Raw genomic sequence first — 17,509 nt, forward strand, 5'->3', positions numbered from 1 at the left:
GACCTTGATCAGGCGGCGATGTGCGAGACCAGGAACCAGCGGTCCTTCTCGAGGCCGCGCTGGATCTCGATCGCGACGTCCTGGCTGGTCAGGTCGACCTCGTCGAGGCCTTCGACCGCAGCCTTGACGTCGACGAGGATGGCGTCGATGTCGGAGATGACCGCGCGGACGAGCTCGTCCGACGGGGTGAAGCCTGCGGGGACCGCGGTGGCGCCGGCCTTCTCCGAGACGGCGTTCACACGCGCGTCGATCGGCAGACCCAGGGCGACGATGCGCTCCGCGGCCGTGTCGGCGAAGTCGCCGGCGTGCGCGACGATCGTGTCGAGCAGCTCGTGGACGCCGATGAAGTTGGCTCCGCGGACGTGCCAGTGGGCCTGCTTGCCGTTGACGGTCAGGGCCTGGAGGCCGAGCACGACGGGGGAGAGGAACTGGGCTGCGCCGGCAGCCACGGTCGGGTCGATGGCGGTGGTGGAAACGGTCTGTGCCTTGCTCATCTTGTGCTCCTCCGGAACGGATTCTCGTATCTGATGTAGACAACGCTACTCAGCCTCAGACATTCCGCAAGCAAGCTGAGGCTCGGCTCACTTCCGCGTTTTTCCGCGGCGGTGAGGGTAGTCTCGCCTCATGAGCATCGCCGCCGGAGCCTCCGTCCTCGCCCTGCCCGGGAGCGCGCCGTCGATCGACGGATCGGCGTTCGTGGCGGATGGCGCGCGCATCATCGGAGACGTCTCGCTCGCCGCCGGCTCGAGCGTCTGGTACAACGCCGTGCTGCGCGGGGACTCGGCAGGCATCGTCATCGGACCGGGCTCCAACGTGCAGGACAACGTGTCGGTGCACGTCGACTCCGGTCATCCCGTGGTCGTCGGCGCCAAGGTCTCGATCGGGCACAACGCCGTCGTGCACGGGTGCACGATCGGAGACGGCACGCTGGTCGGCATGGGCGCGGTCATCCTCAGCGGTGCCGTCATCGGAGCGGGCTGCCTGATCGCCGGCGGCGCCGTGGTCCTCGGCGGGTCCGAGATCCCCGCCGGATCACTCGTGGCCGGTGTGCCGGCGAAGGTGCGTCGCGCCCTCGACGAGGACGAGCGCGCCGGTCTGATCGCGAACGCGGACATCTACCTCGGCCACTCGCAGACCCACGCGGCGGCGACTCCGGTCTGAACGCCCCGACCGATAGGCTGAGACCCGTACGGGGCGGTGGCCAAGCTGGTTAAGGCAGTGGGCTCATAACCCAACGATCGCGGGTTCAAGTCCCGCCCGCCCTACCCGTCGAGTCCGCGCCCCGCTTCCGGGTTTCCCGGGGCGATACGCGTCTGCCCACCCCTCCTGTGGCGGGGTGGGCAGACGCGTATCGCTCGGAGGGATTCGACTCAGGCGTGGTCTCCGGTGGCTCTGCTCTCGTAGCGGGCTCGCGCCACGGCGTCCGACGGGATCACCAGGGTGGGCCGGGTGGCCTGGTGGAGCACGTTCGCGGAGGTGCTGCCCAGCAGCGTGGCCTTGAGGCCCCGCAGTCCCCGCGAGCCGAGCACGATCAGGGTGATGTCGAGCTCTTCGGCCGCCTCGATGATGGCCTCGGATGCCGTCGAGACCGTCGATGAGACGAGCGGGTCGGCTTTCAGCCCGTGCGCACGCGCGAGTTCCGCGCCCTCGGAAGCAACCAGTTCGGACGCGTCCAGGTCCGCGGCGGCGAGCCCCTGCAGGTTCTCGAAATCCGGGTGGCCCTGCAGATGGGCGGCGAAGCTCTCCATCGGCTGTCGGGCGTAGAGCAGGACGGCCTCGGCGCCAGGGAACAGTGATGCGGCGGTCTCGACCGCGCTCTTCGCATTCGTCGAGCCGTCGTAGGCGATCAGGAGTCGGGGAGTGGACATGTGTGTTCTTCTCTCATCTCGGGGCGGGGTGCCCGGGGACTTCCGGGCACCCCCTTTGCGGTGGAGCTGCCGGACTCGCGTGCGCGGCAGCGTGTTCGCTACACCTGGCGGGTGTCGATCGCGTGGGCGGACCTCTTCGTGCGGAAGAGGATCTGCGTGAGCAGGGCCCCGAGCAGCGCGATGGAGCCGGCGGCGATGAACGCCGCCGAGTACCCGCTCGTCAGAGCGACGGGGTCGTCGAGCTGCCCCGACCCGAAGCCGGCCGCGATCGCCGAGACCACGGCGAGCCCGATCGCGGAACCGACCTGGTAGCTGGTGTTGACGATGCCGGAGGCGAGGCCCCCTTCCTCGGGTCGAGCCGCCGAGATCGCGGTCTGCAGGGACGGGATGAAGGCGAGAGCCTGTCCGAATGCCACGACGAGGGAGGGCCCGAAGGCATCCACCCAGTAGTTGCCGTCGGGGCGGATGAATGCCATCCAGCCGAGTCCCGCGGCCAAGATGATCAGGCCGAGAACGATCGGGACCTTGGGGCCGACCGCCGCGATGATGCGCGGGGCGAGCACGATCATCCCGATCATGATCAGGATCGTCATCGGCAGCAGGGCGGCTCCCGCGGGGAACGCGGAGAACCCGAGGACCTGCTGCAGGTAGAGGTTCAGGAAGAACCACATGGGTACCCAGGCCGCGCCGAGCAGGACCTGCGCGATGTTCGCGGCCCCGAGATTCGGGGACCGGAAGATCGACAGGCGCATCAGCGGGTCACGCTTCACCCTCTGGATGATCACGAAGAGCACCAGCAGGACGACGCCGATGCCGATCGCGATCCAGGTCTCCGCCGATGCCCAGCCGGCGACCTCGGCGCGCACGATGCCGTAGACGAGAGCCGCGAGTCCGAGTGTCACGGTGAGAGCCCCGAGGATGTCCACGGATCCGCGTGCGCCGAGCTTGCCGCCGGGGAGTGCCTTCCACATCACGGCCAGCACGATCACGGCGATCGGCACGTTGATGAAGAAGACCCAGGGCCACGAGGCGAACTCGGTGATGACGCCGCCGAGGAAGACCCCGGCGGTGCCACCGGCAGGGGCCGCCGCACCGTAGAAGGCCATGGCCTTGGTGAGCTCCCTGGGGTTGGAGCCGAAGATCATCATCAGCAGTGTGAGTGCGGCCGGGGCGATCAGCGCGGAGCCGACGCCCTGCAGGATGCGGCCGAGCAGTTCCACAGGAACGTTTCCGGCGAAGCCGGCCACGAGCGAGCCGATCGCGAGGACGACCCAGCCGATCGCGAACATCTTCCGCGGCCCGAAGAGGTCGGAGAGTCGGCCGCCGAGCAGCAGCAGACCCCCGAGGGCGATGACGTAGGCGTTGAAGACCCAGGACAGGGTGTGCGGGCTGAAGCCGAGATCCGCCTGCATGCGCGGCAGTGCGACTCCGATGATCGATGCATCCATGATCACCATGAACTGCGCCAGGGCGATGAGGGTGAGTCCCCACCAGCGGGCGGGACTTCTTGAGGATGACGCTGACACGACGTGCTCCGTTTCGACGAGGAGGGCAAGGAGTGGAGAGGGGAATCCCTCCTCCGGAACCATACCCTAGGGGGGTACCGTATGGATCCATCGACGAAGACACAGCGGAGTCGGCGAAGGGCGGGCGCAGACGACGGGGGAGCCGGAATGCAGCGCGAGGAGAGCGGGAAAACGCGAGAAGACCGGGAAGGGGACCGGAAACTCGCAGAGGGCCGATCCCCAGGACGACCACACAGGGCGACTACTCCGGGGAGGACTCAGCCTCGCGTGTCTTCTCCGTCTTCATGGTCGTCGACGTCGTTCTGGTGACCCGAAGCAGTGAGCAGCAGCAGGCAGCGGTGCTCGGTGACGAAGGGGTCCAGACGCTGCACCTCCAGCGGCCCACCGCTCTGCCGGAGCACGTCGCGCACGAGCTGAGCATGCACGTCGCAGACGAGATCCTGATCCTCGGCGAGTTGTCGCCGATAGCGGCAGGGGACGAGGTCGATCCGCAGCGCATCCTCATCGACGACGGGATCAAGGCCCACGTCGTCGAGGTGCTCATACAGCACGTCGACCTGGCGCAACGCGTCGGCGTCGAGTCTCGTCGCGCCGGCGGACGTCGTCGCGCGGTACATCCGGCCTCGCGTCATCGCGCCTTCGACACGCGCAGCGGCCACGGAACTCGATGACGCTTCGTGGACCGGGTGGAACACCACCGGCGGACGACCGCGCGTTCCCGCCCTCAGCGTCTCGCTCCGGATCAGGCCCTCGTCTTCCAGGACCCGGAGGTGATCCCGTGCGGTGTTGAGCGGGATGCCGCTCTCCTGGGCGAGCGCGCGGGCGGAGCGTCCGGGCTTCTCCTGGACGATGCGGAGCAGACGGAGCCGACGGGGTTGTGTCAGTCCGCGGAAGTCGTGAGCGCGACGAGGCATGTGGTGAGCGTAGGCGCGGCGACCTGTACGCGCTGGATGTTCGACCGGAAATAACCCGGTGGAACCGGCGGTGCCTTCGTTCACGGTCGGCGAGGGTGGGGATCATGACGAACACGAGAAGGGGAGTCATGACGCTCTCCCCGGAGTCCGAGTCCATCGTCCACGCCACCGCCGGGGTCGTCGCGCAGCATGCCGACGAGATCACGACGCTGTTCTACCGGGAGATGTTCGCCGCGCACCCGGAGCTGCTCCGCGTCTTCAACCGCGCGAATCAGGCGATCGGCGAGCAGCCGAAGGCCCTCGCCGCATCGGTCGTCGCCTTCGCCGTGCACCTCATCGACCCGGAGGCACCGGACTTCACACCGATCATGCAGCGGATCGCCCACAAGCACGTGTCGCTCGGGATCCAGGCGCGGCAGTACACGATCGTCGGACATCATCTCCTCGATGCCGTCGGTGTCGTCCTCGGAGACGCCGTCACACCCGAGGTGCGCGCCGCCTGGGACGAGGTGTACTGGCTCTTCGGCTGCTCCCTCATCGCGGAGGAGGCCAAGCTCTACGCGCTGGGCGGGACCGACCCGGAGCAGCCGTGGCGCGCGCACCGCGTCGTGGAGCGGATCGAGGAGTCGCCGGACGTGATCTCGCTGCTCCTGGCACCCGTGGCCGGCGATGTGGCGCCGCACCGCACCGGACAGTACGTGGCGATCGCCGTGGAGCTCCCGGACGGGGCGCGCCAGCCCCGCCAGTACACGATCTCGTCCGGCCCCCGCAGCGACACCCTGCGCGTGACCATCAAACGCGTGCGCGGCGATGGCGAGACGCCGGCCGGGCAGGTCTCGACCTGGCTTCACGAGAACGCGCATCCCGGCACCGTGCTCGACGTGTCGCAGCCCGCGGGAGACGTCGTCCTCGACGACGCCGAGCATCCGCTCGTGCTCGTTTCGGCCGGGATCGGCATCACCCCGATCGCCGCCATCCTCGAGGACCTGTCACGCCGCTCGCCGTCGCGCACGGTGCGTCTGTTCCACGCCGATCGCGCGCACGACACCCACGCGCTGTATGCCACGCTCCGCCGCCAGGTGCTCGCGATGGAGGATGCCCGCGCACAGAACTGGTACGAGTCCGACGCGGAACTCGCGCCCACGCTGCACCCCGCGCTTCCCGGACGCATGGACCTCGCCAAGGTCGAGCTCCCGGACGACGCGGTGGTCTTCATGTGCGGGCCGCTCGCGTTCATGCGCACCGCACGGGAGACCCTGATGGCCCGTGGAGTGCCGGCCGACCGCATCTCCTACGAGGTCTTCGGGCCGGACCTGTGGGCCCGACGCCCCGGCACCGACGCCGCCTGAGGGCCCGCGCACGGCGTGGGCGAAGAAAGGGCGGGGGCGCTGTCAACCCCCTCCTCGGGATCGACGCTCGGCGCCATCCTCGTGATGTGCGGCAGCGCGCCGCAGAACGGGAGGCATCATGAGCATCGGAAGTGGAATCGCCCTCTTCGTGATCGGAGCGATCCTCGTCTTCGCGGTGAACGTGGACGTACCGTGGATCGACCTGGACATGGTCGGCTACATCCTGATGGGCGCCGGCGTCCTCATCTTCCTCATCGGCATCGTGCTGCTGGCGCGTCGCCGCCGCACGGAGACGGTGTCCCGCACGTTCGTCGATCCCGCCACCGGCGAGCCGACGACGCGCCGATCGGTCAGCTCCAGCGGCGACGAGCCGGTGTGAGCACGACGGCTGGCGGCATCCGCGCAGGGAGCGACGCGGAGCCGTCAGTCGGTCGGGGTGCTCTCCAGGTGCTCCTCCACGAGCATGATGCCGCCGCTCGAACTCGCCGAGTGCGCCAACTCCTCGATCCACTTCCTGCTCAGCTCCGGTGATTCCGGCTCCTGGAACACGAAGCGGAGCGGGATCGACGGGTGCAGCCACAGTGTCGATCGCCCGGGCGCGTCCCCTTCCGGGTGCCGCCAGGACAGGGTGAAGCTCTCGTTGCGACGGAGCTTGGTGGCGATGACGACCTTCAGATGCGCGAGTGCACGGTCATCGATCTGGATCGGTGCCTTCGCGTCTCCGTAATAGAGGCTGCCCATCAGCGAGTGACGGGTTCGGGGGTGTGCGGGGGACGGACCATGGGACTCCTCGAGGGCATGCGCGAAGGACCGAGAAGCGCGGTCCGGGTACTCGAACTCTAGCCAGGACGGCGCGCAGGCTCCGGCGTCGGGCGTCGACCCGCCGTCGCAGGCGAACAGAGTGTTCGCCTGGTGTCACGGAGCGGGCAGCGCAGGTGGGACGCCGTAGGCCTCGCGGTACGCGGCAGTGAACCGCGACGAGTTGCTGAATCCCCAGCGACGGGCGACCTCGCCCACCGAGCGGGCGCCGCCGACCTGCAGATCCCGATGGGCGCCCTCGAGCCGAGCGCGACGCAGCGCCTGTGCCGGCGTGATGTCGAGAGCGCGGCGGAACGCGTACTGGAGACCCCGCGTCGAGATGTAGGCCGCGGCCGCCACCTCGTCGATCGTGATGGGGAGGTGCGCGTTCTCATCGATGTACGCCAGGGCACGGCGGACGGACGCCGGCGCACCGGAACGCTGAGCGGGTCGACGGAGCGCATCGCTGAAGGTCGTGGGGAATGCCGAGAGCGTCATCATCAGGGCATGCCGCTCGAGCTCGGCGCGCAGCAGGGGCTCCGCTCCCGCCGTCCCGAGGAGCTGCTCGACGTACGCGAACGACTTCTCCCAGCGATGCGCGTCAGCGGGGGAGTGGGGGACGAGTCCGGCCGCGCGCAGTTCGCTCCGGTCGTCTCCGGTGAGCTGCCGCGCAAGGTCCTCGGCGGCCCGACGATCGAAGATCACGGCCCGGACGTCGGCGGTACGGTCCCATTCCGCGTCGACCCGGGTGCCGTCGGAGATCCACGGCGAACGGGCGTCCAGGGTGTCGCGACCGGCCCACACGCGGGCGGTGGGAGCGTCGACGCGGCACACGAGGATCTGGTCGTGCGGCTCGGCGGTCGAGTGCACCTGCGCGGCGAGCCGATAGTTCACGAGCGTCGCGTCGTCGAGGTCTTCGGATCGCCAGTCGAAGCGGAAGCGGTGCGGATCAGCGCGCTGCAGAGACGACGAGGGTACGTACTGCTGCCACGTGGACTCCACCTGCTCCACATCCGTGGAGGTGAACTGCATGCGCTCCTCCTAGTTCTCCGCGCCGTCGTCTGTCGGGGCTTCAGCCGGTGACGGGCCGAATCGATCGTACGGGCCACGTTCCGTCGAGAGCATCCTCGGGGTCGAGGCGCCCGATGCTCACGAAGTACTCGGTGAGACTCGCAGCCTGTGATCTCGCCCAGCCGATCTGGTGGGTGTGCAGCTCGATCGGCGTCTCCGGAAGGGCGAACTGACGCGCCAACGCCTGGGCCACGCGACCGGCGGCGATCGCGTCGGCGGATGCCTCATGGGCGGCTTCGAGTGCGACCGAGTAGTGGGCGGCCACGACCTCGAGCGTGCGCCTGCCCCGGCGGTAGCGGTCGTACGCCTTGTCGATCACGAGCGGATCGATGATCGGCGAGGGGTCGGCAAGCGGTTCCACATCGTGCCGGACGGCGTCGAACGCGAGGAGGGAGAAGTCGTACGACGCGTTGTAGGCCACCACGGGCACGCCCTGGTCGAACAACGAGCGCAGTGCCGCGGTGACCTCGGCGACGACCTCGCGAGCGGGACGACCATGCGACCGCGCGTGTTCCGTCGTGATGCCGTGCACGGCGGTGGCGCCCTCGGGGATCCGGACCCCCGGGTCGGCCAACCAGGACCGCGCGGCGATCTCGCGACCCTCGGCATCGAGCACGCCCACGTATGCGGTGACGACACGGTCGGTCGTCACATCCACCCCTGTGGTCTCCAGGTCGAACACCCCGACGCGGGTGAGCCACGCGGGGAGGGCGAGACCGGACGGCATGTCCCCACGCTATGGCCGGGCGCCGACATTCAGGAGAAGGCGCACGGCGACTCGTAGACTCGGAGCATGACCGTGCCTTCCCCCTATGCGGATCGTCTTCGTCGCCTCCCCGTGCGCCGCTTCGAGGTCGAGGTGCGCGGTGCGACCACCGCCTACTGGGTGTACGGGCCGGAGGACGCCGAGACCACGGTCGTCGCGGTCCACGGATTCCGCGGCGAGCACCACGGTCTCGAACCCGTGCTCGCCTACCTTCCGGAGGTGCGGGTGGTCGCCCCCGATCTCCCCGGATTCGGGGAATCGGCGCCGCTGCCCGGCCGCAGACACGACCTCGACGAGTATGCCGGGTGGCTCACCGACTTCGCCGCGGCGGTCGCTCCGGGCGCCGTCATCCTCGGACACTCGTTCGGATCGATCGTGTCGTCCGCCGCCGTCGCCCGAGGACTGCAGACGCCGCGTCTGATCCTGCTCAACCCGATCGGTGCGCCCGCGCTCGAGGGGCCGAAGGGCCTGATGACGCGCCTCGCGGTGCTCTACTACGCCCTCGGCGCCCGGCTTCCGGAGAAGCTCGGCACCGCTCTGCTGCGCAACCGGATCATCGTCCGCGTCATGAGCATCACGATGGCGAAGACGAACGACCCGGGGCTGCGTCGGTTCATCCACGACCAGCACGACACCTACTTCTCACGATTCTCGGACCGAGATGTGCTTCGGGACGCCTTCGTGGCGAGCGTCTCCCACGACGTCAGGGAGTTCGCCCCCGCGATCGACGTGCCCACGCTGCTCGTCGCCGCCGAGCGCGATGACATCACCCCCATCGAGGCCGAGCGCACGTTGGCCACGCTGTTCCTCGAGGCGTCGCTCGTCGAGATCGCCCATGTGGGGCACCTCATCCACTACGAGACGCCGGCCGAGGCTGCGGGTGCCGTGCGACGCTTCCTCAGGATTCCCGTCGCGCGAGGCCGATGAGCCCGGCGACCCGGAACGGGATCACCTCGCCCATCGCGAGGGAGGTCTCGGTCCGCTCGACGCCCTCGATCGACAGGATGCGCGCATCGGTGTCGAAGAGGTGACGTGCGTCGCGGCACGCGACCCGCGCGAGCAGGTCGATGGAGCCGCTGAGCCCGTGAGCCTGCACGACCTCGGGGATGCGGGCGAGCTCATTGATGATCCGCGGCAACTCCGTCTGCCGCACGCCGATGCTCACGAAGGCCTGCAGGGGGAAGCCGAGCACATCCGGTGAGAACGACCTCTCGTAGGAGAGGAAGATGCCGGTCTGCTCCAAGCGCGCCATCCGCGCCTGGATCGTGTTGCGAGAGAGGCCGAGATTCTCCGCCAGCGCGACGATCGTGGTCCTCGGGTCGTCGGCGAGGGCGGCGAGAAGCTCGAGATCGATGCGGTCCAGTCCTGGCATAGTGCCAAACCCTAGCAGCACCGATAGGACGCATATTAAGCAACATGCTCAAGGCGATCTCGAATGCTTGAGCGAGGTGTGCAGCAGACGTACTCTCAGACCATGCCGGTGATGACGCCGACATCAGTGCGCGGAGCCTCACGAGGGCCGCCGAGGACGAGGAGGACGACGATGTCACCGCAGATCACCCCCATCGCAGACACCGCCCAGGATCTGGAGCTCGCCGAGCGCATCCTGGCGCCGGATGGAACCCGCATCGCGAACTCCCGGCTCGACCCGTTCGTCGCCGACGTCGATGCGGCGCAGCTGCGCTCCCTGCTCCGCGACATGGTCATCCTCCGCCGCATCGACGCCGAGGGCGTCGCTTTGCAGCGACAGGGTCAGCTCGGCCTCTGGGCACCCTGCCAGGGTCAGGAGGCGACGCAGATCGGCACCGCCAGGGCACTCGCCCCGGAGGACTACGTGTTCCCCAGCTACCGCGAGACCGGCGTCATCTATGCGCGCGGCGCGCAGCCGGGCGACTACGTGCGCATGTGGCGCGGAGAAGAGGGGGCGGCATACGACCCCGCTGCCCTCGGCGTCGCGCCGCTGCAGATCATCATCGGCGCGCAGACGCTGCACGCCGTCGGCTACGCGCTCGGCATCCAGCACGACCGCGCGGCCGAGGTGGCGGTGACGTACTTCGGAGACGGTGCGACGAGCCAGGGCGACGTCAACGAGGCGATGATCTTCGCCTCCTCGTACCAGGCGCCCGTGGTCTTCGTGTGCCAGAACAACCACTGGGCCATCTCCGAGCCGGTGTCGGTCCAGTCGCAGTACCCGATCGCCGGACGGGCGCCCGGTTTCGGGATCCCCAGCGTCCGGGTCGACGGCAACGACGTCATCGCCTGCATGGCAGCCATGCGCTGGGCCCTGGAGCACGCGCGCTCGGGCAAGGGGCCCGCCTACATCGAGGCCGTGACCTACCGGATGGGCCCGCACACGACGGCCGACGACCCGACCCGGTACCGCGATGAGGCCGAGCTCGAGTCGTGGCGCCGGCGCGACCCGATCGCCCGGCTCGAGGCCCACCTGCGCGCGAGGGGGGAGCTGTCGGAGGAGCACCTCGCCGACACGCAGGCGGCAGCGGACATCGTCGCGAAGGAGATGCGCGCCGCGTGCCTCGGCATGGTGACGCGCCCGCCCCTCGCCGTCTTCGACGGCGTCTACGCCGAACCGCACACCGGTCTCGACCGGCAGCGCGACGAGTACGCCGCCTACCTCGCGAGCTTCGAGAGCGAGGCCAGAGCATGACCGAACTCACCCTCGGCAAGGCGCTCGGCGCCGGCCTCCGTCAGGCGATGCGGGACGACGACAAGGTCGTCCTCCTCGGCGAGGACATCGGCCGACTCGGCGGCGTGTTCCGCATCACCGACGGTCTGCTCGACGAGTTCGGCGCCGCCCGGGTGATCGACACGCCCCTGGCCGAGTCCGGCATCGTCGGGACCGCGGTGGGGTTGGCTTTCCGTGGATACCGTCCGGTCGTCGAGATCCAGTTCGACGGCTTCGTCTATCCCGCGTTCGACCAGATCGTCGCGCAGGTGGCCAAGCTCCACTACCGCACGCAGGGGCGCGTGAAGATGCCGATCACGATCCGCATCCCGTGGGCGGGCGGCATCGGCGCGGCCGAGCATCACTCCGAGTCCCCGGAGGCGTACTTCGTGCACACCGCCGGCCTCCGGGTCGTCGCCGTCTCGAACCCCGAGGATGCGTACCGGAGCCTGCGTCAGGCGATCGCTTCCGACGACCCGGTGATCTTCTTCGAACCGAAGCGGCTCTACCACCACAAGGGGGAGGTCGATCTCGAGGCTCCGCTGGCCGACGCGCCGCCGATGGGCCTGGCACGGGTGGTGCGGGCGGGTACCGACGCCACGCTGATCACCTACGGCGCGATGGTCGGCACCGCACTCCAGGCGGCGGAAGCCGCCGAGGACGAGGGGATCTCGCTGGAGGTGATCGATCTGCGCTCTCTCTCGCCGGTCGACTACGACTCCGTCGCCGCATCCGTCCGCAAGACCGGACGGGTCGTCGTCGCGCACGAGGCGTCGCGCGAGGCCGGGGTGGCCGCCGAGGTGATCGCGAGCATCACGGAACGGTGCTTCGAGTACCTGGAGTCCGCGCCCCTGAGGGTCACCGGACACGACGTGCCCTACCCGCCCGCGAAGCTCGAGAAGTACCACCTGCCCGACCTCGACCGGCTGCTCGACGCGGTCGACCGCGTGCTCGACCGACCGAACAGCCTGACGGGAGCGGGCGCATGATCGCGGAGTTCCGGCTTCCCGACCTCGGCGAGGGACTCACCGAGGCCGAGGTGGTGCAGTGGCTGGTCGCCCCCGGGGACCAGGTCGCTCTCAACCAGACGCTCGCGGAGGTGGAGACGGCGAAGGCCGTGGTGGAGCTGCCGTCGCCGTACGAGGGGACGGTCTCGACACTGCATGCGGAAGCGGGGGAGACCGTCGCCGTCGGTGCACCGCTGATCGCGTTCGACGTCGTCGGTGAAGAGGAAGCTCCGGTGTCGTCCGACGACGGTGCCGAGAAGGCGCAACCGAACCTCGTCGGCTACGGGGCGGCCCCCACGACGGCCGGGAGGCCGGCCCGCCGAGCGCGCCGCATCGGTGGCACGCCCGCCGTCGTCGACACGGCGGTCCTCGAGGCGGCACCGCATGATGCGGCCCCGACCGTGGCGATCGACTCCGTCGTCGAGCGGCCGCGATCCACGCCTCCGGTGCGTGCGCACGCCAAACGGCTCGGTATCGACCTCGTCCTCGTGGCCGCGGAGGTCGGCGACCGGCTGATCACCCGCGCCGACGTCGACGCCTATGCAGAACGCACCGGTGCACGCGGAACACGAGCGGACGAGGCGCCGTCGATCGCGACCTCCGTACCGTCGAGCCCGGCGGCACTCGCGGCGGACGAGCGCGAGACGCGCATCCCCATCCGCGGAGTGCGCAAGCACACGGCGGCGGCGATGGTGCAGAGCGCGTTCACGGCACCGCACGTCACGGTGTTCCACACCGTGGATGTGACGGCGACGATGGACCTCCTCGCGAATCTCCGCGACGACCGCTCACTGAGCGAGCACCGGATCGGTCCACTCGCCGTCGTGGCGAAGGCCGTGTGCCTCGCCCTCGGTCGGACCCCGGGTCTGAACTCGCGCTGGGACGAGCCCGCCGGGGAGATCGTTCAGCACAACTACGTCGATCTCGGGATCGCCGCGGCGACGGAGCGGGGCCTCATCGTCCCGATGATCCGCGACGCGGAACGCCTGACCCTGGTGGGACTGGCCGACGCCGTGAAGACGCTCGCAGAGGTGGCGCGCTCGGGGAAGACCTCCCCGGCCGAACTCGCCGGCGGGACCTTCTCGATCTCGAACATCGGGGTGTTCGGAGTCGACGCGGGCACACCGATCCTCCCGCCCGGTCAGTCCGGGATCCTCGCTGTCGGCGCCGTCCGCCGACAGCCGTGGGAGTTCCGGGGAGACATCGCCCTGCGTCAGGTCATGACCCTGAGCCTCTCGTTCGACCACCGTCTGGTGGACGGAGCCGAGGGGGCGCGGTTCCTCAAGGACGTCGCCGACATCCTCGAGGAGCCCGGACGGGCGATGCTGCTCAACTAGGCGCTCGCAGTGCGGCCTCCGCCATCGCGACCAACACGGTCGCGGTGGCGGAGTGGCGTCGGGCTGCAGCCCGGGTGCTGTGCGGGGTCGAGTTGATCAGACCGAAGCACGCCTGCACCCGCAGACGCAGCTCGTCCCGATCCGTGTCGGCGTCGGACGGGTGCAGCGGGGAGAGCGCGTCCATCCAGAGCTCGATGTAGGCGCGCTGCAGACGGCGGACCTCGGCGCGGTCGGCGGAGGACAGGAACGCGACGTCGCGGTCCTGCACCTGGATGACCTCGGCGTTGCCGAGGGCGAACTCCACGTGGAAGCGGATCAGCGCGCGCATCCGCTCATCGGGGGCGGCAGCCTCCTCGGCCACACGACCCCCGCCATGGATGAGGTCCTGGCTGACCTTCACCAGCACGGCTCCCAGCAGGGCCTGCTTCCCGGCGAAGTGACGGTACACGGCGGGACCGGACACGCCCACGGCTGCCCCGATGTCCTCGAGGCTCACGCCGCTGTAGCCGCGCGCGGCGAAGAGTCGTGCGGCAGCGTGCAGGATCGCGTCGGACCGTTCGGCCTTGGCGCGGTCGCGGGCGGTGACCGGGCTTGTCATCTCAGTTAATCCTCGCTAACCTGATCGAACGGGTTAGTGAACACTAACCGAGAATGCCTGCACCGCGCCAGGGCTCGCCCGCGCGAACGTGAGTCGAGGAGGACGTCACGATGCCCGCAACCCAGGAGTCCCTCGCGCAGGAGCTGCGCGAGCGCCTCGCGAAAGCCGCCCGCGGGGGACCGGAGGCGTCTCGCGAGCGGCATGTGTCGCGCGGCAAGCTGCTCCCTCGGGACCGCGTCACGCGGGTCCTCGACGAGGGCAGCCCCTTCCTCGAGGTCGCACCGCTCGCCGCCGACGGACTGTACGGGGGAGAGGCGCCGGGCGCCGGAGTCATCGCCGGCATCGGGCTCGTCCACGGACGCCAGGTGATGGTCGTCTGCAACGACGCGACCGTGAAGGGCGGCACGTACTACCCGCTCACGGTGAAGAAGCACCTGCGCGCGCAGGAGATCGCGCTCGAGAACCGCCTGCCCTGTCTGTACCTGGTCGATTCGGGAGGAGCGTTCCTGCCGAAACAGGACGAGGTCTTCCCCGATCGGGAGCACTTCGGCCGGATCTTCTTCAACCAGGCCCGTATGTCGGCCGAGGGGATCCCGCAGCTCGCGGCGGTGCTCGGTTCGTGCACGGCGGGTGGCGCCTACGTTCCCGCCATGAGCGACGAGACGGTGATCGTGCGCGGACAGGGCACCATCTTCCTCGGCGGCCCGCCGCTGGTGAAGGCCGCGATCGGCGAGGTCGTGACGGCGGAGGAGCTGGGTGGCGGCGAGCTGCACGCGCGACGGAGCGGTGTCGTCGATCACCTGGCGGAGGACGACGAGCACGCTCTCGAGATCCTCCGCGACATCGTCGCCACGCTCCCTCCGCCCGCGGCTCCCGCCTGGGAGGTGCAGAGCAGTCGACCGCCGTCCGAGCTCACTCCGCTGTACGAGGTCGTCCCCGTCGACGTGAACGCCGGGTACGACGTGCACGAGGTGATCTCGCGTCTGGTCGACGGCGACACGTTCCTGGAGTTCAAGCCGGCGTACGGAACCACGCTCGTCACGGGCTTCGCACGCCTCCACGGTCACCCGGTCGGCATCGTCGCGAACAACGGGGTCCTGTTCAGCGAATCCGCTCTCAAGGGGGCGCACTTCATCGAGCTGTGCGACCAGCGCGGAATCCCGCTCCTCTTCCTCCAGAACATCACGGGCTTCATGGTCGGGTCCGACGCCGAGGCCGGAGGGATCGCGAAGGACGGCGCGAAGATGGTCACCGCTGTCGCCAGCACGCGGGTGCCGAAGCTCACCGTCATCATCGGCGGCTCCTTCGGCGCGGGGAACTACTCGATGTGCGGGCGCGCGTACTCCCCGCGGTTCCTCTGGACCTGGCCTGCGAGCCGGATCTCGGTCATGGGCGGGGCGCAGGCCGCGTCGGTCCTGGCCACCGTCAAGGAGGATCAGCTCACCGCCCGAGGGGAGTCCTGGAGCGGTGACGAGCGCGCCGCATTCGAGGACCCGATCCGCGAGCAGTACGAGAACCAGGGCGAGCCCTACTACGCCACCGCCCGCCTGTGGGACGACGGCATCGTCGATCCCGCGCAGACCCGCGACCTCCTGGGCCTCGCCCTCGACGTCGTCGCCCGCAGTCCGCTGCCAGAGCCGCGCTTCGGCGTCTTCCGGATGTGAGTGCCATGTCGCCGTCGAACCCCGTCTCCTTCCACACCATCCTCGTCGCCAACCGCGGGGAGATCGCCCGCCGCGTGATCCGCACCCTGCGCGCCCTCGGGATCCGCAGCGTGGCGGTCTACAGCGACGCCGACGCCGCAGCACCGCATGTGCGCGAGGCCGACGTCGCCGTGCGGATCGGCCCCGCACCCGCTTCCGACTCCTACCTCGACATCGATGCGGTGATCGCCGCAGCCCGCAGCACGGGGGCGCAGGCGATCCACCCGGGCTACGGCTTCCTCTCCGAGAGCGTCGGACTCGCCGAGGCCTGCGCAGAGAGCGGCATCGTTTTCATCGGTCCGTCCGTCGACGCCCTGCAGATCATGGGGGACAAGGCGCGCGCTCGTGAGCACGTGCTGCGCTACGGTGTGCCCGTCGTCCCCGGGTTCGACGCCAAGGGGCTGTCCGATCTCGAGATCGCCGAGGAGGCCGACCGGGTCGGATACCCGCTCCTCGTCAAGCCGAGTGCCGGCGGCGGCGGGAAGGGCATGGAGGTCGTCGCGGACGCGGCGGGTCTCCGAGCCGCACTCGCGTCGGCGCGACGGGTCGCGGCATCCGCGTTCGGGGACGATTCCCTCATCCTCGAACGGCTCATCCGCCGCCCGCGGCACATCGAGGTGCAGGTGTTCGGCGATACGCACGGGACGGTCGTCGCCCTCGGCGAGCGCGAGTGCACGCTCCAGCGTCGCCATCAGAAAGTGATCGAGGAGGCGCCGTCCGCCGGCATCCCCGCGCACACGCGTGAGCGGCTGCTGTCCGCCGCGGTGCTCGCCGCGGAGAGCGTCGAGTACGTCGGCGCCGGCACCGTGGAGTTCCTCGTCGATGCCGACGCGCCGGACGAGGTCTTCTTCATCGAGATGAACACGCGGCTGCAGGTGGAGCATCCGGTGACAGAGGAGGTCACCGGTCTCGACCTGGTCGCCCTCCAGCTCCGGGCCGCGGATGGGCTCGCGCTGGACGTCACTCCCCGGCTCCGCGGCCATGCGGTCGAGGCGCGGGTGTACGCGGAGTCGCCCGAGCGCGGCTTCCTCCCCTCCACCGGCACGGTCCTGCTGTTCGAGGAGCCCGTCGGGGTGCGCGTCGACGCCGCGATCGAGACCGGCAGCGAGGTGACCGGGTTCTACGACCCGATGATCGCCAAGGTGATCGCGTTCGCCGACGATCGCGCCACCGCCCTCGCGCGGCTCGACGACGCCCTCGCCCGCACGGTCGTGCTGGGCGTGGACACGAACATCGCGTTCCTCCGCCGGCTCTGCCGGGACGCGCGGGTCGTCGCGGGTGACCTCGACACCGGCCTCATCGAGACCCTGCTGCCCCTGGCGGTCGAGCACCCCTCGTCCGCGCAGCTCGCGGCGGCCGCGGATGCCGTCGCGGTGCCGAGCACTCCGCCCCGCACGAGCGATCTGTGGCGCGAGCGACCGGGGTGGCGGCTCGGGGCCGAGAGCGTGGCATCCGGACGTTTCGTGGCGCTCACCGACGACGACGAGACGGTCGAGCTCGAGTCTGCTCCGGGAGCGGCTTCGCGACGTCCCGTGCGTGCCGCCGTGGATGCCGACGGGGCGGTGTGGGTCGTGGAGCAGGGCCACACGGTCCGACTGCGCCCGCTCGACCGACGACAGCGGATGCTGCGTCGTCTCGCCGCCCGGGAGGCGGGTTCGGCGGCGACGGAGCCGGAGGGACGGGCGCCCATGCCGGGCAGTGTGGTCGCCGTGCACGTCTCGGACGGCGACACCGTGTCGGCCGGCGACCCGCTGGTCGCGATCGAGGCGATGAAGATGGAGCACCAGGTGCTCGCGCCGCACGACGGCGTGGTGCATCTGCTGGTCGCCGTGGGCGATCAGGTGCGGCGCGACCAACCGGTCGCCCGTGTGACGACGGAGGAGAGTTGA

18 protein-coding genes and 1 tRNA gene are annotated in these 17,509 nt (G+C 69.8%); 10 read left to right on the plus strand and 9 right to left on the minus strand.

Going from position 1 to position 17,509, the window contains the following annotated elements; all coding sequences use genetic code 11:
• Window positions 1-8 precede the first annotated feature (8 nt).
• Window positions 9-494, minus strand: coding sequence for a Dps family protein (locus MME74_RS08840; RefSeq protein ID WP_267418455.1), 486 nt, complete (start codon window positions 492-494; stop codon window positions 9-11).
• A gap of 130 nt (window positions 495-624) precedes the next feature.
• Between MME74_RS08840 and MME74_RS08845 the strand changes: the two genes are divergently transcribed.
• Both MME74_RS08845 and MME74_RS08850 read left to right on the plus strand, forming a co-directional pair.
• A complete protein-coding gene (locus tag MME74_RS08845) occupies window positions 625-1,161 on the plus strand; it encodes a gamma carbonic anhydrase family protein (protein ID WP_267418456.1) in 537 nt (178 codons plus the stop codon).
• A gap of 30 nt (window positions 1,162-1,191) precedes the next feature.
• A tRNA-Ile gene (locus tag MME74_RS08850) sits at window positions 1,192-1,265 on the plus strand.
• A 105-nt stretch (window positions 1,266-1,370) separates the two neighbouring features.
• Here MME74_RS08850 and MME74_RS08855 read toward each other — a convergent pair.
• The 3 genes from MME74_RS08855 to MME74_RS08865 form a co-directional block, all read right to left on the minus strand.
• A complete protein-coding gene (locus MME74_RS08855) occupies window positions 1,371-1,868 on the minus strand; it encodes a universal stress protein (RefSeq protein ID WP_267418457.1) in 498 nt (165 codons plus the stop codon).
• A gap of 98 nt (window positions 1,869-1,966) precedes the next feature.
• On the minus strand, window positions 1,967-3,394 hold the full coding sequence (locus tag MME74_RS08860; protein ID WP_267418458.1) for a DHA2 family efflux MFS transporter permease subunit: 1,428 nt from the start codon (window positions 3,392-3,394) through the stop codon (window positions 1,967-1,969).
• A 257-nt stretch (window positions 3,395-3,651) separates the two neighbouring features.
• On the minus strand, window positions 3,652-4,392 hold the full coding sequence (locus MME74_RS08865; RefSeq protein ID WP_267418460.1) for a winged helix-turn-helix domain-containing protein: 741 nt from the start codon (window positions 4,390-4,392) through the stop codon (window positions 3,652-3,654).
• A 20-nt stretch (window positions 4,393-4,412) separates the two neighbouring features.
• Between MME74_RS08865 and MME74_RS08870 the strand changes: the two genes are divergently transcribed.
• Together MME74_RS08870 and MME74_RS08875 are read left to right on the plus strand one after the other, a co-directional pair.
• Entirely contained in the window at window positions 4,413-5,657 is a 1,245-nt protein-coding gene (locus MME74_RS08870) for a globin domain-containing protein (RefSeq protein ID WP_324170132.1), read from the plus strand.
• A gap of 118 nt (window positions 5,658-5,775) precedes the next feature.
• Window positions 5,776-6,036, plus strand: coding sequence for a DUF6458 family protein (locus tag MME74_RS08875; RefSeq protein WP_267418462.1), 261 nt, complete (start codon window positions 5,776-5,778; stop codon window positions 6,034-6,036).
• Between the two features lie 44 nt (window positions 6,037-6,080).
• Here the strand turns inward: MME74_RS08875 and MME74_RS08880 are convergent, their stop codons facing one another.
• From MME74_RS08880 to MME74_RS08890, 3 genes are all read right to left on the minus strand, one after another.
• Window positions 6,081-6,398 (minus strand): hypothetical protein, encoded by a 318-nt coding sequence (locus MME74_RS08880; RefSeq protein ID WP_267418463.1) that lies wholly within the window; start codon window positions 6,396-6,398, stop codon window positions 6,081-6,083.
• A gap of 174 nt (window positions 6,399-6,572) precedes the next feature.
• Window positions 6,573-7,487 (minus strand): helix-turn-helix transcriptional regulator, encoded by a 915-nt coding sequence (locus tag MME74_RS08885; RefSeq protein WP_267418464.1) that lies wholly within the window; start codon window positions 7,485-7,487, stop codon window positions 6,573-6,575.
• 40 nt (window positions 7,488-7,527) lie between these two features.
• Window positions 7,528-8,253, minus strand: coding sequence for an exonuclease domain-containing protein (locus MME74_RS08890; RefSeq protein ID WP_267418466.1), 726 nt, complete (start codon window positions 8,251-8,253; stop codon window positions 7,528-7,530).
• A gap of 66 nt (window positions 8,254-8,319) precedes the next feature.
• Here MME74_RS08890 and MME74_RS08895 point away from each other — a divergent pair, with 66 nt between their 5' ends.
• Complete coding sequence (locus tag MME74_RS08895; protein ID WP_267418468.1) at window positions 8,320-9,219, plus strand: alpha/beta fold hydrolase; 900 nt, start codon at window positions 8,320-8,322, stop codon at window positions 9,217-9,219.
• Here the strand turns inward: MME74_RS08895 and MME74_RS08900 are convergent.
• Window positions 9,191-9,664 carry an Lrp/AsnC family transcriptional regulator gene (locus tag MME74_RS08900; protein WP_267418470.1) on the minus strand — a complete coding sequence of 158 codons (474 nt, stop codon included), beginning with the start codon at window positions 9,662-9,664 and terminating at the stop codon, window positions 9,191-9,193. The genes MME74_RS08895 and MME74_RS08900 overlap by 29 nt on opposite strands.
• A gap of 171 nt (window positions 9,665-9,835) precedes the next feature.
• Between MME74_RS08900 and pdhA the strand changes: the two genes are divergently transcribed.
• From pdhA to MME74_RS08915, 3 genes are read left to right on the plus strand one after another with little or no spacing between them, the layout of a single operon-like run.
• Complete coding sequence (pdhA, locus tag MME74_RS08905; protein WP_267418472.1) at window positions 9,836-10,957, plus strand: pyruvate dehydrogenase (acetyl-transferring) E1 component subunit alpha; 1,122 nt, start codon at window positions 9,836-9,838, stop codon at window positions 10,955-10,957.
• On the plus strand, window positions 10,954-11,964 hold the full coding sequence (locus MME74_RS08910; RefSeq protein WP_267418474.1) for an alpha-ketoacid dehydrogenase subunit beta: 1,011 nt from the start codon (window positions 10,954-10,956) through the stop codon (window positions 11,962-11,964). Before pdhA ends, MME74_RS08910 begins: the two co-directional genes overlap by 4 nt.
• Window positions 11,961-13,319 (plus strand): dihydrolipoamide acetyltransferase family protein, encoded by a 1,359-nt coding sequence (locus MME74_RS08915; RefSeq protein WP_267418476.1) that lies wholly within the window; start codon window positions 11,961-11,963, stop codon window positions 13,317-13,319. Before MME74_RS08910 ends, MME74_RS08915 begins: the two co-directional genes overlap by 4 nt.
• Here MME74_RS08915 and MME74_RS08920 read toward each other — a convergent pair.
• Window positions 13,312-13,917, minus strand: coding sequence for a TetR/AcrR family transcriptional regulator (locus MME74_RS08920; RefSeq protein ID WP_267418478.1), 606 nt, complete (start codon window positions 13,915-13,917; stop codon window positions 13,312-13,314). The genes MME74_RS08915 and MME74_RS08920 overlap by 8 nt on opposite strands.
• Window positions 13,918-14,027: 110 nt before the next feature.
• On the opposite strand from MME74_RS08920, the gene MME74_RS08925 reads away from it, so the two are divergent.
• Together MME74_RS08925 and MME74_RS08930 are read left to right on the plus strand one after the other, a co-directional pair.
• On the plus strand, window positions 14,028-15,581 hold the full coding sequence (locus MME74_RS08925; protein WP_267418479.1) for a carboxyl transferase domain-containing protein: 1,554 nt from the start codon (window positions 14,028-14,030) through the stop codon (window positions 15,579-15,581).
• Window positions 15,582-15,586: 5 nt separating this feature from the next.
• Window positions 15,587-17,509 (plus strand): acetyl/propionyl/methylcrotonyl-CoA carboxylase subunit alpha, encoded by a 1,923-nt coding sequence (locus MME74_RS08930; protein WP_267418480.1) that lies wholly within the window; start codon window positions 15,587-15,589, stop codon window positions 17,507-17,509.

It is taken from the genome of Microbacterium oxydans (assembly GCF_026559675.1).
Lineage (GTDB): Bacteria > Actinomycetota > Actinomycetes > Actinomycetales > Microbacteriaceae > Microbacterium > Microbacterium oxydans_D.

What these genes read in the sequence shown, in the direction of transcription:
- MME74_RS08840 (WP_267418455.1), bottom strand. Translation starts at nt 494, where the DNA reads ATGAGCAAGGCACAGACCGTTTCCACCACCGCCATCGACCCGACCGTG.
- MME74_RS08845 (WP_267418456.1), top strand. Translation starts at nt 625, where the DNA reads ATGAGCATCGCCGCCGGAGCCTCCGTCCTCGCCCTGCCCGGGAGCGCG.
- MME74_RS08855 (WP_267418457.1), bottom strand. Translation starts at nt 1,868, where the DNA reads ATGTCCACTCCCCGACTCCTGATCGCCTACGACGGCTCGACGAATGCG.
- MME74_RS08870 (WP_324170132.1), top strand. Translation starts at nt 4,413, where the DNA reads ATGACGAACACGAGAAGGGGAGTCATGACGCTCTCCCCGGAGTCCGAG.
- MME74_RS08875 (WP_267418462.1), top strand. Translation starts at nt 5,776, where the DNA reads ATGAGCATCGGAAGTGGAATCGCCCTCTTCGTGATCGGAGCGATCCTC.
- MME74_RS08880 (WP_267418463.1), bottom strand. Translation starts at nt 6,398, where the DNA reads ATGGGCAGCCTCTATTACGGAGACGCGAAGGCACCGATCCAGATCGAT.
- MME74_RS08885 (WP_267418464.1), bottom strand. Translation starts at nt 7,487, where the DNA reads ATGCAGTTCACCTCCACGGATGTGGAGCAGGTGGAGTCCACGTGGCAG.
- MME74_RS08890 (WP_267418466.1), bottom strand. Translation starts at nt 8,253, where the DNA reads ATGCCGTCCGGTCTCGCCCTCCCCGCGTGGCTCACCCGCGTCGGGGTG.
- MME74_RS08895 (WP_267418468.1), top strand. Translation starts at nt 8,320, where the DNA reads ATGACCGTGCCTTCCCCCTATGCGGATCGTCTTCGTCGCCTCCCCGTG.
- MME74_RS08900 (WP_267418470.1), bottom strand. Translation starts at nt 9,664, where the DNA reads ATGCCAGGACTGGACCGCATCGATCTCGAGCTTCTCGCCGCCCTCGCC.
- pdhA (WP_267418472.1), top strand. Translation starts at nt 9,836, where the DNA reads ATGTCACCGCAGATCACCCCCATCGCAGACACCGCCCAGGATCTGGAG.
- MME74_RS08910 (WP_267418474.1), top strand. Translation starts at nt 10,954, where the DNA reads ATGACCGAACTCACCCTCGGCAAGGCGCTCGGCGCCGGCCTCCGTCAG.
- MME74_RS08915 (WP_267418476.1), top strand. Translation starts at nt 11,961, where the DNA reads ATGATCGCGGAGTTCCGGCTTCCCGACCTCGGCGAGGGACTCACCGAG.
- MME74_RS08920 (WP_267418478.1), bottom strand. Translation starts at nt 13,917, where the DNA reads ATGACAAGCCCGGTCACCGCCCGCGACCGCGCCAAGGCCGAACGGTCC.
- MME74_RS08925 (WP_267418479.1), top strand. Translation starts at nt 14,028, where the DNA reads ATGCCCGCAACCCAGGAGTCCCTCGCGCAGGAGCTGCGCGAGCGCCTC.
- MME74_RS08930 (WP_267418480.1), top strand. Translation starts at nt 15,587, where the DNA reads ATGTCGCCGTCGAACCCCGTCTCCTTCCACACCATCCTCGTCGCCAAC.